This is a genomic window from Streptomyces sp. NPDC005533, from assembly GCF_042871845.1.
Classification (GTDB): Bacteria; Actinomycetota; Actinomycetes; order Streptomycetales; family Streptomycetaceae; genus Streptomyces.
On the sequence record NZ_JBIAJH010000014.1, the window covers coordinates 34,223 to 49,887 of the forward strand.

At 71.1% G+C, this 15,665-nt stretch carries 13 protein-coding genes; 4 read left to right on the forward strand and 9 right to left on the reverse strand.

The annotated features are described in order from the left end of the window. The first annotated feature begins 18 nt into the window (after nt 1–18). The gene (locus ACFYP3_RS16520; protein ID WP_388832287.1) at nt 19–1,332 is read left to right on the forward strand and encodes an LCP family protein; all 1,314 of its coding nucleotides are present in this window, start codon (nt 19–21) and stop codon (nt 1,330–1,332) included. Nucleotides 1,333–1,362: 30 nt separating this feature from the next. On the opposite strand, the gene ACFYP3_RS16525 is transcribed toward ACFYP3_RS16520, so the two are convergent. Both ACFYP3_RS16525 and ACFYP3_RS16530 read right to left on the reverse strand, forming a co-directional pair. Further along, nucleotides 1,363–2,445, reverse strand: a complete 1,083-nt coding sequence (locus ACFYP3_RS16525; protein ID WP_388832290.1) for a sugar phosphate nucleotidyltransferase — start codon at nt 2,443–2,445, stop codon at nt 1,363–1,365. 108 nt (nt 2,446–2,553) lie between these two features. Beyond that, entirely contained in the window at nt 2,554–3,711 is a 1,158-nt protein-coding gene (locus ACFYP3_RS16530; RefSeq protein WP_030387007.1) for an acyl-CoA dehydrogenase family protein, read from the reverse strand. Nucleotides 3,712–3,917: 206 nt separating this feature from the next. Between ACFYP3_RS16530 and ACFYP3_RS16535 the strand changes: the two genes are divergently transcribed. Continuing rightward, nucleotides 3,918–5,261 (forward strand): UDP-glucose dehydrogenase family protein, encoded by a 1,344-nt coding sequence (locus ACFYP3_RS16535; protein ID WP_388832293.1) that lies wholly within the window; start codon nt 3,918–3,920, stop codon nt 5,259–5,261. Nucleotides 5,262–5,415: 154 nt separating this feature from the next. Here ACFYP3_RS16535 and ACFYP3_RS16540 read toward each other — a convergent pair whose 3' ends face one another. The 4 genes from ACFYP3_RS16540 to ACFYP3_RS16555 form a co-directional block, all read right to left on the reverse strand. After that, nucleotides 5,416–6,471: a membrane dipeptidase gene (locus ACFYP3_RS16540; RefSeq protein WP_388832296.1), complete on the reverse strand. Its 1,056-nt coding sequence runs from the start codon at nt 6,469–6,471 to the stop codon at nt 5,416–5,418. A 142-nt stretch (nt 6,472–6,613) separates the two neighbouring features. Then, nucleotides 6,614–7,792, reverse strand: coding sequence for a dipeptidase (locus tag ACFYP3_RS16545; protein ID WP_388832299.1), 1,179 nt, complete (start codon nt 7,790–7,792; stop codon nt 6,614–6,616). Continuing rightward, entirely contained in the window at nt 7,789–8,325 is a 537-nt protein-coding gene (gene purE, locus ACFYP3_RS16550; RefSeq protein ID WP_388832302.1) for a 5-(carboxyamino)imidazole ribonucleotide mutase, read from the reverse strand. The genes ACFYP3_RS16545 and purE overlap by 4 nt, the downstream gene beginning before the upstream one ends. Further along, nucleotides 8,322–9,461, reverse strand: a complete 1,140-nt coding sequence (locus ACFYP3_RS16555; protein ID WP_388832305.1) for a 5-(carboxyamino)imidazole ribonucleotide synthase — start codon at nt 9,459–9,461, stop codon at nt 8,322–8,324. Before ACFYP3_RS16555 ends, purE begins: the two co-directional genes overlap by 4 nt. 188 nt (nt 9,462–9,649) lie before the next feature. Here ACFYP3_RS16555 and ACFYP3_RS16560 point away from each other — a divergent pair, with 188 nt between their 5' ends. After that, nucleotides 9,650–10,174, forward strand: coding sequence for a GtrA family protein (locus ACFYP3_RS16560; RefSeq protein WP_388832308.1), 525 nt, complete (start codon nt 9,650–9,652; stop codon nt 10,172–10,174). Between the two features lie 34 nt (nt 10,175–10,208). On the opposite strand, the gene ACFYP3_RS16565 is transcribed toward ACFYP3_RS16560, so the two are convergent. Together ACFYP3_RS16565 and ACFYP3_RS16570 are read right to left on the reverse strand one after the other, a co-directional pair. Then, entirely contained in the window at nt 10,209–11,474 is a 1,266-nt protein-coding gene (locus ACFYP3_RS16565; RefSeq protein WP_388832311.1) for an ATP-binding protein, read from the reverse strand. Nucleotides 11,475–11,591: 117 nt separating this feature from the next. Continuing rightward, entirely contained in the window at nt 11,592–12,269 is a 678-nt protein-coding gene (locus tag ACFYP3_RS16570) for a response regulator transcription factor (protein ID WP_030296931.1), read from the reverse strand. A 498-nt stretch (nt 12,270–12,767) separates the two neighbouring features. Here ACFYP3_RS16570 and ACFYP3_RS16575 point away from each other — a divergent pair, with 498 nt between their 5' ends. After that, on the forward strand, nt 12,768–14,288 hold the full coding sequence (locus ACFYP3_RS16575) for a peptide MFS transporter (protein WP_388832315.1): 1,521 nt from the start codon (nt 12,768–12,770) through the stop codon (nt 14,286–14,288). A gap of 63 nt (nt 14,289–14,351) precedes the next feature. On the opposite strand, the gene ACFYP3_RS16580 is transcribed toward ACFYP3_RS16575, so the two are convergent. Next, a complete protein-coding gene (locus ACFYP3_RS16580; protein WP_388832318.1) occupies nt 14,352–15,665 on the reverse strand; it encodes a hypothetical protein in 1,314 nt (437 codons plus the stop codon).

The window sequence follows — 15,665 nt, forward strand, 5'->3', positions numbered from 1 at the left end:
GCAGGCATCCTAGGGCGCATGAATGACTGGCCAGAAGGTCGTGACGACGGCTACGGGCGCGGCAGCGCCCAGCCGCAGCCCGAGGGCGTACAGCGGATGCAGCACGTCCGGCGACAGCCGCAGCAGCCGCAGCGGCCCGCGCAGCCCCCGCGCCCGCAGCGCCCGGCGGGCGCGCCGCCCGCGCACGGCGTGCCCCCGCAGCAGGCCGGCGGCCACGACACCTACGGCGGTTACGACAGCGGTTACAACACCGGACAGGTCTACGGTGCGCCCTCCGGCGGCGCCCCGGGCGGTCCGGCGGGTCCCGGCGGCCCCTCCGGCCCCGGCCGTCCCGGCCGCGCGCCCGGTCCCGCGCCGGACTGGCGCAGGCGGATCAAGATCGGCTCGGTCGTGCTGGTCTCCGCGCTGCTGGTGACCACGGTCTCCACCTACTTCTGGGCCGACTCCAAGGTGCGCCGCGAGGTCGACCTCTCCAAGGTCATCGAGCGCCCCAAGGAGGGCGACTGCACGACGTACCTGATCGTGGGCTCCGACAGCCGTGAGGGGATGTCCGACGAGGAGAAGAAGAAGCTCCACACGGGCTCGGCCGAGGGCAAGCGGACCGACTCGATGATGATCCTGGCGAAGTGCTCCAGCGGGAACACGATGATCTCGCTGCCGCGCGACTCGGACGTGGAGATCCCGTCCTTCGTCGGCTCCCAGTCCGGCAAGAAGTTCCCCGCGCAGGGCCGCCGGGTCAAGCTCAACGCGGCGTACGCGGAGGACGGCCCGGAGCTGCTCGTGCGGACGGTGGAGCACAACACCGGTCTGCGCATCGACCACTACGCGGAGATCGGCTTCGCCGGCTTCGCGAACATCGTGGACGCGCTGGGCGGCGTGGAGCTGGACATCGAGGAGGGCTTCAAGGACGAGAAGTCCGGCGCCGACTTCAAGGCGGGCAAGCAGACCCTGAACGGCGAGCAGTCGCTGGCCTTCGTTCGGACCCGCTACGCCTTCGCCGAGTCCGACCTCCAGCGCACGAGGAACCAGCAGAAGTTCCTGTCGGCGCTGGCGAGCCAGGCGGCGACCCCGTCCACGGTCCTCAACCCGTTCGACCTCTACCCGCTGCTGGGCGCCGGACTGGACACCCTGATCGTGGACAAGGACATGGGCCTGTACGACATGGGTCAGATGTTCTTCGCGATGAAGGGCGTCAACGGCGGTGACGGCGTGTCGATGAACATGCCGATCTCCGGGCAGCGCGGCGGCAACCTCGTCTGGGACAAGGCGAAGGTGCAGCAGCTGGTGAAGCAGATCCAGAACGACGAGAAGGTCACCGTCCGCGGCAACTGACCGCGGCGGTACCCGCTCCCCGGACTCCGGTCAGGCGTCCGGGGAGAAGCGGATGGCGGCGGCGGGCAGCTGCGCCTCGCACCACACCCGGGCCCCGGCGCGCAGTTCGTTGTCGGCCCCGACGACGGCCCCGTCGCCGATGACGGCGCCGTCCAGCACGGTCCGCGCGCCCACGGCGGAGCGGGCGCCGATCAGGCTGGCGCTCACCTGGGCGTCCGGGCCGATCACCGCACCGTCGAGGACGATGCTGCCCTGGACGACCGCACCGGCCTCGATCCGGGCACCGGCTCCCACGACGGTGCCCCCCGACAGCTTGGCTCCGGCCGCCACTTCGGCCCCGGGCAGCACGAGGGACTCGCCGCGGCGTCCGGGGACGGCCGGGGAGGGGACCACGCCGCGGACCAGGTCCGCGGAGGCCTGGATGATGGACTCGGGCTTGCCGAGGTCCATCCAGTAGGTGTTCTCGGTGACGCCGTGCAGCTTGGCCCCGGCGGCCAGCAGGCCGGGGAAGGTCTCGCGCTCGACGGAGACCGGGCGGCCGGCCGGGATGGCGTCGATGACGCTGCGGCGGAAGACGTAGCAGCCGGCGTTGATCTGGTCGGTGATGATCTCCTCGGGGGTCTGCGGCTTCTCGGTGAAGGCCAGCACCCGCCCCTCGGAGTCGGTGGGGACCAGGCCGAAGGCGCGCGGGTCCTCGACGCGGACCAGGTGCAGGGAGACGTCGGCGTCCGCCGCCTCGTGCGCCTCGACGAGACCCGCGATGTCCAGGCCGGTGAGGATGTCGCCGTTGAAGACGAGCACGGAGGAGTCCGGACCGCCCGTCAGGCGCCGTCCGGCGTTGCGGATGGCGCCGCCGGTGCCGAGGGGCTCGTCCTCGACGACGTACTCCAGGGTGAGGCCGAAGTCGGATCCGTCGCCGAAGTAGGGCTCGAAGACCTCGGCGAGGTAGCAGGTGGCCATCACGATGTGCGTGACACCGGCGGCCGCGGCCCTGGCTATCTGGTGGGCGAGGAAGGGAACCCCGGCCGTCGGGACCATCGGCTTGGGCGTGTTCACCGTCACCGGACGCAGGCGCGTCCCTTGTCCGCCGACCAGCAGGATCGCTTCCGTCATTGCGTTCTCCCCAACCGATTCCGGCGTACGAAGGTCCAAATTTAGCCCATCCGGGGCGTGCGAAGGCCGGAGACGGATGTGGGCATCCGCCTCCGGCCTGGGAGGACGTTACGGCAGGTTGCGGGCCATGACGATCCGCTGGACCTGGTTGGTGCCCTCGTAGATCTGGGTGATCTTCGCGTCGCGCATCATGCGCTCCACCGGGTAGTCACGGGTGTAGCCGTAACCGCCGAGGAGCTGGACGGCGTCCGTGGTGACCTCCATGGCCACGTCGGAGGCGAAGCACTTGGCCGCGGCGCCGAAGAAGGTCAGGTCGCCGTCGACGCGCTCCGACTTGGCCGCGGCCGAGTACGTGAGCTGGCGGGCGGCCTCGATCTTCATGGCCATGTCCGCGAGCATGAACTGCACGCCCTGGAAGTCGCCGATCGGCTTGCCGAACTGCTTGCGCTCCTGGACGTAGCCCTTGGCGTAGTCCAGGGCGCCCTGGGCGATGCCGAGCGCCTGGGCCGCGATCGTGATGCGGGTGTGGTCCAGGGTCTTCATCGCCGTGGCGAAGCCGGTGCCCTCGGCGCCGATCATGCGGTCGGCGGGGATCCGGACGTTGTCGAGGTAGACCTCGCGGGTCGGGGAGCCCTTGATGCCGAGCTTCTTCTCCGGGGCGCCGAAGGAGACGCCCTCGTCGGACTTCTCGACGACGAAGGCGCTGATGCCCTTGGAGCGCTTCTCCGGGTCGGTGACGGCCATGACCGTGTAGTACTCGGAGACGCCCGCGTTGGTGATCCAGCGCTTCACGCCGTTGAGCACCCAGAAGTCCCCGTCGCGCACGGCGCGGGTCTTCATGCCGGCCGCGTCGGAGCCCGCGTCGGGCTCGGAGAGCGCGTACGAGAACATCGCGTCGCCCTTGGCGAGCGGGCCCAGGTACTTGGCCTTGAGCTCCTCGGAACCGGAGAGGATCACCGGGAGGGAGCCGAGCTTGTTGACGGCCGGGATGAGGGAGGAGGACGCGCAGACGCGGGCCACCTCCTCGATCACGATCACGGTGGCGAGGGCGTCGGCGCCCGCGCCGCCGTAGGTCTCGGGCACGTGCACGGCGTGCAGGTCGCTGGCGACCAGGGCGTCGAGGGCCTCCTGCGGGAAGCGGGACTCCTCGTCGACCGCGGCTGCGAACGGCAGGATCTTCGCCTCGGCGAGCGAGCGGACCGACTCGCGGAGCATGTCGTGCTCCTCGGCCGGGCGGTACAGGTCGAAGTCGGCAGAACCCGCCAAGATCTCTCACTCCCCAGGGTGATGCGTGATGCTAACTACCGTTAAGTAACCCAAGCTTAGTGTCCCGGTCACGGATGGCGATATGGACGGCCTACGTGAGTTGCGTGACAGCGGTGTCGACAGCGGCCGCCTCCTGGGGAACGTCCCCGCCGGTGGGCCCGACTATGCTCAGTGGCCGCAAACGGCCCCGCACCTCTGGAGCACCCATGGCCCCCCTCAGGATCACAGTGATCGGCACCGGATACCTCGGCGCGACCCACGCCGCGGCGATGGCGGAGCTGGGGTTCGAGGTGCTGGGCCTGGACGTGGTGCCCGAGAAGATCGAGATGCTGGCGTCCGGCCGGGTGCCGATGTACGAGCCCGGGCTGGAGGAACTGCTGGCCAAGCACGTGGCCGGGCTGCCGGGCTCGACCGGCCGGCTGCGGTTCACCACCTCCTTCGAGGAGGTCGGGGAGTTCGGCGACGTCCACTTCGTCTGCGTGAACACGCCGCAGAAGCACGGCGAGTACGCCTGCGACATGTCCTACGTCGACTCCGCGATGGCCTCGCTGGCCCCGCACCTGACCCGGCCGGTCCTGGTCGTCGGCAAGTCCACCGTGCCGGTGGGCTCGGCGGAGCGGCTCGCGGCGAAGCTGACCGAGCTGTCCCCGGCGGGCGAGGACGTGGAGCTCGCCTGGAACCCGGAGTTCCTGCGGGAGGGCTTCGCGGTGCAGGACACCCTGCACCCCGACCGGATCGTGATCGGCGTCCACGGCGAGCGCGGCGAGAAGCTGCTGCGCGAGGTGTACGAGACGCCGATGTCGGAGGGGACCCCGCTGGTCGTCACGGACTTCCCGACCGCCGAGCTGGTCAAGACCGCCGCCAACTCCTTCCTCGCGACGAAGATCTCCTTCATCAACGCGATGGCGGAGGTCTGCGAGGCCGCCGGCGGCGACGTGGTGAAGCTGGCGGAGGCCATCGGTTACGACGAGCGGATCGGCGCGAAGTTCCTGCGCGCCGGGATCGGCTTCGGCGGCGGCTGCCTGCCCAAGGACATCCGGGCCTTCATGGCACGCGCCGGCGAGCTGGGCGCCGACCAGGCGCTGACCTTCCTGCGCGAGGTCGACTCCATCAACATGCGGCGGCGCGGACACATGGTCGAGCTGGCGCGGGAGGCCGTGGGCGGCTCGTTCCTCGGCAAGCGCGTCGCGGTGCTCGGCGCCACCTTCAAGCCCGACTCGGACGACGTGCGCGACTCGCCCGCGCTGAACGTGGCCGGACAGATCCACCTTCAGGGCGGGCAGGTCACCGTCTACGACCCCAAGGGCATGGACAACGCCCGGCGCGTCTTCCCGACCCTCGGGTACGCGGACTCCGCGCTGGCGGCGGCCCGGGGGGCGGAGGTCGTCCTCCACCTGACCGAGTGGCGCGAGTTCCGCGACCTCGACCCCGCGGAACTCGCGGGCGTGGTGACGGACCGGCTCGTGCTGGACGGCCGCAACGCGCTGGACCCCGTGCGGTGGCGCGCCGCCGGATGGACGTACCGGGCGATGGGCCGGCCGCGCGCCTGACCCCTGCGGGGTTGCTCGGCGGGCGTGCCCGACACCGCCGCATCCCGGGTGCGGCGCCTCCCCCGGACTCCGTCCGGGGAGACCCCCAGGGGGCTCTGCCCCCGGGCCCCCGCGCCTCGAACGCCGGCGGGGCCGGTTTGGCCCGGCGGGGCTGTCAGCGGGTCGAGCGGCGGGAGGTGAACTCCGCGTCGCGGACCACGCGGAGGGTGTTGCCCCAGGTCAGGAGGGCCAGGTCGGCTTCCGGCCAGCCCCGCTCCAACAGTTCCGCGATCAGTCGCGGGTAGCCCGAGGGGTCGGTCAGACCGGCCGGGCGGGAGCCTTGGGGTTCGGTGCCGAAGGCGGCGCCGAGGCCGACGCTCTGCGGGCCCGCGACCGCCCGTACGTGGTCGAGGTGGTCCGCCACCGCGTGCAGGGAGTCCCCGGTGCGGGCGGCGTCGAAGGTGACCATCGCCAGGCCGTTCGCCTCGCCCAGCGCGAGCAGCACCTCGTCGGACACGTTCCCCGGATGCGGGTTCAGCGCGGCCGCCGCCGTGTTCGAGATGATCGTCGGGGACTTTGACGCGCCCGCGATCTGGCAGGCGACCACCGGCGGGCAGCCGTTGACGTCCAGGATCATCGCCAGCCGGTTCGCCTCCCGGACCACCTCGTGGCCGAAGGCCGTCAGTTCGTCCTGCGCCCAGGGCGCTCCCGCGGGCGCGAGGATCCGTACGCCCAGCGTGTGGAAGGCGCGCAGCGCGCCCAGCGAGTCGGTCAGCGTACGGCCGGGCACGGGGCCCAGGAACGAGGCGATGCGGCCGCGGTTGTGGGCGTCCGCCATGTCGTCGGCGCTGAGCGCCAGGCGGAGGCTGTCGGGATAACGGCGGATCAGGGCCAGCGCCACGTCGATCTGTTCCAGGGTGTCGGAGACCACCTGGTCACCGGTCATGTCCCCGCGGGGGCGGCCCTGCGGTACGAGCAGGGACCAGAACTGGGCCCCCACTCCCCCGGCGCGCAGCCGCGGGATGTCGGTGTCGACGTTGACGTCGGGGGTGTCGATGTCGTGGTAGGGGCTCTGGCGCAGGGTCCAGACGAGCGTGTTGCACCCGTCCGCCACGGGGTGCACGGACAGCAGCGCGACGGCCCTGTCGAGGGCGCCCGCCGGCACTTCGGGTGCGGGGAGGTCTTCGGCTCCGATGCCCACGGAGTGGGGTTCGTCCTGCAGGTCGGCCATGGCGTTCGCTCCGGTCTCGGCGGCAGCAGGGAGAGATGGGACGGTGCCACCGTGACATGGGGGACGGGCGGGACGCCCGGCGGATGTGGCGTTCGGGTGAATCCGCAGGTCACACCCGATCACCACATCCGCCGCGCCGCTTCTAGATCACCGCGTTAGACGGGCCCCGGGACGCGGAGAGGTCCCGTGCCACTGCCTCCGCGTCGCGCAGCACCCGTACCGCGTTGGACCACGTCAGCTTCGCCAGGTCGGCCTTGGACCAGCCGCGCGCCAGCAGCTCGGCGACCAGGTTGGGGTAGCCGGCCACGTCGTCCAGACCGGACGGCGTGAAGGCCGTGCCGTCGTAGTCGCCGCCGATCCCGATGTGGTCGACCCCGGCGACCTCGCGCATGTGGTCCAGGTGGTCGGCGACCGTGGCGGCCGTGGCCACCGGGCGCGGGCGCTCCGCCTCGAAGGCCCGGTGCAGGGCCATCGCCTCGGGGGAGGTGTCGAGGTGGTGGAAGCCGTGCGCCCGCAGGTTCTCGTCCGCGGCCAGCGTCCACTCGACGGCCGCCGGGAGGACGAACTTCGGGACGAAGGTGGCCATCGCCACGCCGCCGTTCGCCGGCAGCAGCGCCAGCACGTCGTCGGGGATGTTGCGCGGGTGGTCGCAGACCGCCCGCGCCGAGGAGTGCGAGAAGACCACCGGCGCGGCCGAGACCGCGAGCGCGTCCCGCATGGTCGTCGCGGCGACGTGCGAGAGGTCCACCAGCATGCCGACGCGGTTCATCTCGCGGACGACCTCGCGGCCGAAGTCGGTCAGGCCGCCGTGCCGGGGCTCGTCGGTCGCCGAGTCCGCCCAGTCGATCGTGTCGTTGTGCGTGAGCGTCATGTACCGCACGCCCAGCCGGTGCAGGGCGCGCAGCGTGGCGAGCGAGTTGTTGATGGAGTGGCCGCCCTCGGCGCCCATCAGGGAGGCGATCCGGCCGTCGGCGCGGGCCGCCTCCATGTCGTCCGCCGTCAGCGCCCGCACGAGGTCGCCGGGGTAACGGTCGATCAGCTGGGCGACGAGGTCGATCTGCTCCAGCGTCGCGCTGACCGCCTCGTCGCCGGCGTAGTCGGAGCGGACGTACACGGACCAGAACTGCGCGCCGACCCCGCCGGCGCGCAGCCGCGGGATGTCGGTGTGCAGGTGGGCGGACTGGTCGCCCGCGATGTCCCGTCGCGCCAGGTCGTAGCGCACCTGCTCGCGCAGCGCCCAGGGCAGGTCGTTGTGGCCGTCCACCACGGGGTGCTCGGCCAGCAGCTCGCGCGCCTCGTCCAGACGCTGCGCCGCGCTCACTTGCCGAACCCGAAGGACTCCGCGTTCGCGACCTTCGTACGCAGCCGCTTGCCCTTCTCGGTGGCCTGGTCGTTCAGCTCCTGCTGGAAGTCGCGCATCCGGGCCAGGAGGTCCTTGTCGTGCGCGGCGAGCATCCGTACGGCCAGCAGCCCCGCGTTGCGCGCGCCGGCGACCGAGACGGTGGCGACGGGCACCCCGGCCGGCATCTGGACGATCGACATCAGCGAGTCCATGCCGTCGAGGTACTTCAGCGGCACCGGCACGCCGATGACGGGCAGCGGCGTGACCGAGGCGAGCATGCCGGGCAGGTGGGCGGCCCCGCCCGCGCCCGCGATGATCGCCTTCAGACCGCGGTCGGCGGCCTGCTCCCCGTACGCGATCATCTCGCGCGGCATCCGGTGCGCGGAGACGACGTCGACCTCGTAGGGGATCTCGAACTCGTCGAGGGCCTGCGCGGCCGCCTCCATGACGGGCCAGTCCGAATCGGATCCCATGACGATGCCGATGAGGGGGGCGGCGGTGGAGGTGCTCATTCGGTGACCGTTCCTCTGAGGTAGTCGGCAGCGTGGCGTGCGCGCTCCAGCACATCGTCCAGGTCGTCGCCGTAGGTGTTGACGTGGCCGACCTTGCGGCCGTGTTTCACGTCCTTGCCGTACATGTGGATCTTCAGCTGGGGGTCGTGGGCCATGCAGTGCAGGTACGCCGCGTACATGTCGGGGTAGTCCCCGCCCAGCACGTTCGCCATGACCGTCCAGCGGGCCCGGGGGCGGGGGTCGCCCAGGGGGAGGTCCAGGACCGCGCGGACGTGGTTGGCGAACTGGGAGGTGACGGCACCGTCCTGGGTCCAGTGGCCGCTGTTGTGCGGGCGCATCGCCAGTTCGTTGACCAGGATCCGGCCGTCGGTGGTCTCGAACAGTTCCACGGCCAGGTGGCCGGTCACGCCGAGTTCCTTGGCGATGCGCAGGGCGAGGGTCTGGGCCTCGCCGGCGAGGGCCTCCGAGAGGTCCGGGGCGGGGGCGATCACCGTGTCGCAGACCCCGTCCACCTGGCGGGACTCGACGACGGGGTAGGCCACCGCCTGGCCGTGCGGGGAGCGGACGATGTTCGCCGCGAGCTCGCGGACGAAATCGACCTTCTCCTCCGCGAGGACCGGGACGCCCGCCTTGAACGGGGCCTCGGCGTCCTGCGGGGTACGGACGAACCACACGCCCTTTCCGTCGTACCCACCGCGCACGGTCTTGAGGATGACGGGGAACCCGCCGACCTCGTCCGCGAAGGCCGCCACGTCCGCCGGATCGCTCACGATCCGGTGGCGGGGGCTCGGCGCGCCGATCTCGTCGAGCTTGGCGCGCATCACCCCCTTGTCCTGGGCGTGCACCAACGCGTCGGGCCCCGGGCGGACGGCGATGCCGTCCGCTTCCAGGGCCCGCAGGTGCTCCATGGGTACGTGTTCGTGGTCGAAAGTGATCACGTCACAGCCGCGCGCGAAGGCACGCAACGTCTCCAGGTCGCGATAGTCGCCGATGACGACATCGCTCACGACCTGGGCCGCCGAGTCCTGTGGGGTGTCACTGAGGAGCTTGAATCTGATGCCGAGGGGGATACCCGCCTCGTGGGTCATGCGGGCGAGCTGACCGCCGCCGACCATGCCGACTACCGGGAACGTCACTCCTCCAGGGTATCCGCCGGTATTCCGCCATCCGGACGTGCCCTGGCCCGTAAGCGTCGGTGTGCCGTGCGTCGCACGGTGTCCGAAGGCACAGACGGGGCTGTGGGGGGACACTTACGATGGGCGGGTTGACGCAGAAGACCGGACGTCCTTCGCGGGGCGGTGACCGACAGGGACTGAACCTACTGATGAGCACGCCGGGGAACGGATCTGTTCTCGAACGCGTACGCGGTCTCGTGCGAGAGGTCGCCAAGTTCGGGGCGGTCGGTGGTCTGGGTGTGCTGGTCAACCTGGGTGTCTTCAACCTGATCCGGCACACGACCGACCTGCAGGTGGTACGGGCGAGCGTGATAGCCACCGTGGTGGCCATCGCCACGAACTACCTGGGCTTCCGCTACTTCGCCTACCGGGACCGCGCCAAGAGCGGCCGTACGCGCGAGCTGGCCCTCTTCGCCGCGTTCAGCGCCATCGGCCTGGTCATCGAGAACGGTGTGCTGTACACCGCCACCTACGGCTTCGGCTGGGACGGCTCGGTGGCCAGCAACGTCTTCAAGTTCATCGGCATCGGCACCGCCACCGTGTTCCGCTTCTGGTCGTACCGGACCTGGGTCTTCAAGGCCCTGCCCGAGACCGCCGGGCCCGAGCCGGAGCCCGTGGCGGCGACGGTGCCCAGGCCGGAGCGGCGGCCGGAGCCGGCGCCCGCGACCAACTAGGGAGAACGGGTGGGCGCCGGGCGCGCCCGACGACCTAGCGCACGGTGGCCTCGGGCTCGACGCGTTCCGGCGCCGTCCGGCTCAGGAACAGCGCGAACACCGGCGGCTGCGTCTGGAGCAGTTCGAGGCGTCCCCCGTCCGCCTCCGCGAGGTCCCGGGCGACCGCGAGGCCGATCCCGGTGGAGTTGCGGCCGCTGATGGCCCGCTCGAAGATCCGGTTGCCGAGGTCCGGCGGGACCCCCGGCCCCTCGTCCGTGACCTCCAGCACCGCCTGGTTGCCGATCACGCGCGTACGCAGCGCGACCGTGCCGCCACCGTGCATCAGCGCGTTCTCCACCAGCGTGGCCAGCACCTGCGAGACCGCGCCCGGGGTGCCGACGGCGCGTACGCCCTGCTTCCCGGAGCGCACGATGGCCCGCCCCGCGCTGCGGTAGGCCGGCCGCCACTCCTCCACCTGCTGTTTGACGACCTCGTCGAGGTCGAAGGGGACCGCGGAGCCGGTCCGCGGGTCGCGCGAGTTCGTGAGCAGCCGCTGCACCACGTCCGTGAGCCGTTCCACCTGGGTGAGGGCGATCGTCGCCTCCTCCCGCACGGTGTCCAGGTCGTCGGTGACCGTGATCTCCTCCAGCCGCATGGACAGGGCGGTGAGGGGGGTGCGCAGCTGGTGCGAGGCGTCGGCGGCGAGGCGCCGCTCGGCGGTCAGCATCCGGCCGATCCGTTCGGCGCTGGAGTCCAGCACGTCGGCGACGCGGTCCAGCTCGGGGACCCCGTACCGCTTGTGCCGGGGGCGCGGATCGCCCGATCCGAGGCGTTCCGCGGTCTCGGCGAGGTCGGTGAGCGGGGAGGCCAGCCGGTTCGCCTGGCGTACGGCGAGCAGTACGGCGGCCACGACGGCCAGCAGCGCCACCGCGCCCACGACGGCGAGGGTCCGCCCGACCTCCTTGGTGACCGTGGAGCGGGACTCCTCGACGGTCACGACCTCGCCCGTTTCGCCGCGCGCCGTGCCGCGGATGACGCTGTCGGGGATCGGTGCGCCGACCTCCACGGCCCGCTGGCCGGGGACGGTGATGCGGGCGTAGTGCCCGACGTCGAGCTGCTCGGCGAGGGCGACCGGGTCGATCGGCTTGTGCTCCAGGACGTTCGCCTCGACGATGCCCACCAGCCGCAGCGCCTCGGACTCGATGCGGTCCTGGGCGCTGCTGGTGATGGTCCGGGTCTCCACGATGACGAGGGAGACGCCGAAGACGGCGATCACGACGAGCACCACGGCGAGCGTGGAGTTGATGAGGCGGCGGCGCATGCCTTAGAGCATGCCCTAGCGGGAACCTGCCCCGGCGCCGGTCCGGGGCGGGCCGGAGCGGGCTCCGGGCGGGCCCGGAGGGGGCAGGAGGGGGCCGGTGCCGGGCCGGCCCCGGGCTCAGCTCTTCTCGAAGCGGAAGCCGACGCCTCGGACGGTGGCGATGTAGCGGGGGTTCGCGGCGTCGTCGCCCAGCTTCTTGCGCAGCCAGGAGATGTGCATGTCGAGCGTCTTGGTGGAGGACCACCAGGTGGTGTCCCAGACCTCGCGCATGAGCTGGTCGCGGGTGACGACCCGGCCGGCGTCGCGGACCAGGACGCGCAGCAGGTCGAACTCCTTCGCCGTGAGCTGCAGCTCCTCCTCCCCCATCCAGGCGCGGTGCGATTCGACGTCGATCCGCACGCCGTGGGTGGCGGGGGCCTGGGCGGCCTCGTTGGCGCCGCGGCGGAGCAGGGCCCGCACCCGGGCGAGCAGCTCGGCCAGCCGGAAGGGCTTGGTCACGTAGTCGTCGGCGCCGGCGTCCAGGCCGACGACCGTGTCGACCTCGTCCGCGCGGGCGGTGAGGACCAGGATGGGAAAGCCGTGGCCCTCGGCACGCAGCCGCCGGGCGACCTCCAGCCCGTCCATGCCCGGCAGGCCCAGGTCGAGGACGACGAGGTCGACGCCGCCCTGCAGTCCCGCGTCCAGGGCGGTGGGGCCGTCCTCCCGGACCTCGACCTCGTACCCCTCCCGGCGCAGGGCACGGGCCAGGGGTTCCGAGATGGATGCGTCGTCCTCGGCGAGCAGTACACGCGTCATGTGGGTGATGGTAGTGCGCGGCGACCGGATCGAGAGGCCTCCCTGCACACCCCTGTCTATCTGCGCTTATGAACTACTAAGCGCCTTCGAATATGGTCGAACGGTTCCCGCCGCACCTGTGATCCATCTCTCAAGTCCTTTCATATGCCGCAGTGTCGTGTCGTATGGTGGCGAGACGCCTGATGCACTACCTCAGGGACCTTTGTGCCGAAAAACGCGCCAAGGGTCTCTATTTCTGTCCTGACCGGACAGGCCAGTCTTTATGGGACTCACCTGTCCGGGCTTGATGACAGTGAATGACCTGTGGGCCGGGCCCCCTCGCGCGAAGGTGCGGGAGCGGGCGTGGATCCCGGTTACGGATGCTCTCTTCGCCCCCAACCCCATGGGGGGCGAGACCCCGAGGCGTGGGGTGGGAGATCCGTCGCCGGTGCCGGCCACCCCCCACCGGGCGCGGATGAGCTCACGAAGCCAAGCGTCCCGAGCAAGCAAGGATCGACCATGGCTTCCAGCCTGACGACGGCTTCTCAGAGCCCCGCTCACGAGAAGACCCTCTTCGGCCACCCGATCGGCCTGGCCACGCTGTTCATGACCGAGATGTGGGAGCGCTTCTCCTACTACGGCATGCGTGCGCTTCTCGTCCTGTACCTGGTCTCCGGCGGTGTCGACGCCGCGACCGGCAGCCAGGGCGGTGGCCTCGGCTTCACTGCGGCGACGGCCACGGCGATCTACTCCGTCTACGTGGCCATGGTGTACCTGATGGCCATGCCCGGCGGCTGGTTCGGTGACCGCGTCTGGGGCGCCCGCAAGACGGTCGCCATCGCCGGTGGCGTGATCATGGCGGGCCACGTGTCGCTCGCGCTGCCCGGCCAGATCGCGTTCTTCGTCGGTCTGCTGCTGGTCGCGGTCGGCTCCGGTCTGCTGAAGGCCAACATCTCCACGATGGTCGGCCACCTGTACCGGGGTGTGGACGACCCGCGCCGGGACAGCGGCTTCACGATCTTCTACATCGGCATCAACGTGGGTGCCCTGCTCGCGCCGATCGGCATCGGCATGGTCGGCGAGCTCGTGAACTGGCACCTCGGCTTCGCGCTGGCCGCCGTCGGCATGGGCATCGGCCTCGTGGTCTACCTGCTCGCCGGCCGCACGCTGAGCCCGAAGAGCAGCCTCGTCCCGAACCCGCTGAGCCCCGCCGAGCGCAAAGCCGTGATCGTCAAGGCGCTCGCCGTCCTGGCCGTCGTCGCCGTCTTCTACGCCGCCGTGGTCGCCGCCGACATGTACACCATCAAGTGGGCGCTGTACCCGATCACCGTCGCCGGTCTGCTCATCCCCGTCGCCGTCCTCGTGCGCATCAAGCGGGACAAGGACCTGTCGACCGTCGAGCAGACCCGGATGAGCGCCTACATCTGGTTCTTCGTGGCCGCCGCCGTCTTCTGGATGATCTACGACCAGGGCGGTTCGACGCTCTCGCTGTTCGGTGACAAGAACTCCGAGCGCGCCCTGTTCGGCTGGGAAGTCCCCACCGTCATCTTCCAGTCGCTGAACCCGCTGTTCGTGGTGGCCCTGGCCCCGGTCTTCGCCGCCGTGTGGGTGGCCCTGGCCCGCCGCAACCGCGAGCCCAGCACCATCGTGAAGTTCTCGGTGGCCCTGATCATCGTCGGCGCCTCGTTCTTCGTCTTCGCCCTGCCGCTGAGCCAGACCGCCGGCAACGACACCAAGGTCACCATGTGGTGGCTGGTGCTCATCTTCCTGATGCACACGCTCGCCGAGCTGTGCCTGTCGCCCGTCGGCCTGTCGGTCACGACGAAGATGGCGCCGCAGAAGTACGGCTCCCAGATGATGGGTGTCTGGTTCCTCGCCGTCACCGCCGGTGACTGCGTCACCGGTCTGATGGGCCTGGCCGACGTCCAGCTGAACGGCGTCGGGGTGATCCTCTTCCAGGCGGTCGCCGCCGTGCTCGCCGGCCTCGCGATCTTCATGTACCGCACGAAGGTCAACGAGCTGATGGGTGCCAAGGGCTGACGCTCGCGCCCCGCACCACGCAACGGCCCGGCACACCGGAAGGTGTGCCGGGCCGTTCGCGTGTCAGCGGGTGCCGCGCAGGCGGCGCCACGGGGTGAAGGTGAACACCGCTGCGCCGAGCAGGATCACCGTGCCGGCGACCAGGGCCAGGGCCTTGATGCCGCCCTCGTCCTCCGCGCCGGTCTCGGCGAGGCCGCCGCCCGAGGTGCTGCCGCCGGAGGCCGTCGAGGACCCGGAGCCGCCCGGCTGGGCGGCGGTGTCCAGCTCCAGCGAGACGCCGCTGCTCGTGGCCTTGCAGGGGACGTTGATCGGGGTGGAGCCGGGGGCCATCGTGACGTCGATGGTCAGCTGGTCGGGGCTCAGCGTCACCTTGCCGGACTTGCCGGGCTTGTAGGTGCCGGTCATGTCGCTGAGGCTGACCGGGGCCTTGTCCGGGATCGGCTCGGCGTTGGCCGGGCCGGAGACCTTGACCGTGCCGCTGTCCGCCCCGCCGAGCTTCACGTCCATCGAGGGCTTGAGGGCTCCCGCGGGCAGGGCCATGGGCGCCGCCATCGCGCCCTTGGCCGTCTTGACCGTGAGGTCGTAGCTGCCGCCGTTCTTCTTCGCGTTGATGGTGACCGGGGTCTTGATGCCGCCCGGGACGACCGGCCCGCAGTCGAAGGCCACCTCGACCGCCTTGCCCGGGAAGTCGGTCTGGCCGCCTCCGCCGCCGGTGGTGGAGCCGCCGGTGGTCGTGCCACCCGTGGTCGTGCCCCCGGTGGTCGTGCCCCCGGTGGTCGCACCGCCCGTGGTCGCACCGCCCGTGGTCGTGCCACCCGTGGTCGCACCACCTGTCGTCGTACCGCCGCTGGAGCCGGCCGACACGTCGATGGTGGCCCCGACGCCCACGGCCCCGGTCGGCGCGCACTTGGTGACGAACGTGCCGAAGGAGAAGGTGACCGCCACGTCGTACTTGCCGGGAGTCAGCGTGATCTTCCCGGCCTTGGTCAGCTTCAGCTTGCCCTTCATCACCGACATCTGCATGGGCGCCTTCTTCGGGATCGGCGGGTTCTTCTTCTCCCCGACGACCTTCAGCTCACCGCCACCGCCACTCACGGTGATCCAGCCGGTGGGCTGGACCGCATCCTGCGGGATGTCCATCAGGTCGGTGTTGTTCGAGGCCGGCTTCACCGTCTCCCAGGACACGTCGACCTCGTCGCCGACCTTCGCCGAGGTCGGAGCGGTGACCTTGGCGGTGGTCTCCCCCTCCACGGGGCTGCCGCCGCCGGCCGGAGGAACGCATTTGACGTTGAACGTGGTCTCCGCGGCCTGGGCGGGAGAAGCCGTGATGGCGATGCCCGCGCCGCCGAGCAGCAGCGCGACCACGGCCGCGCTCAC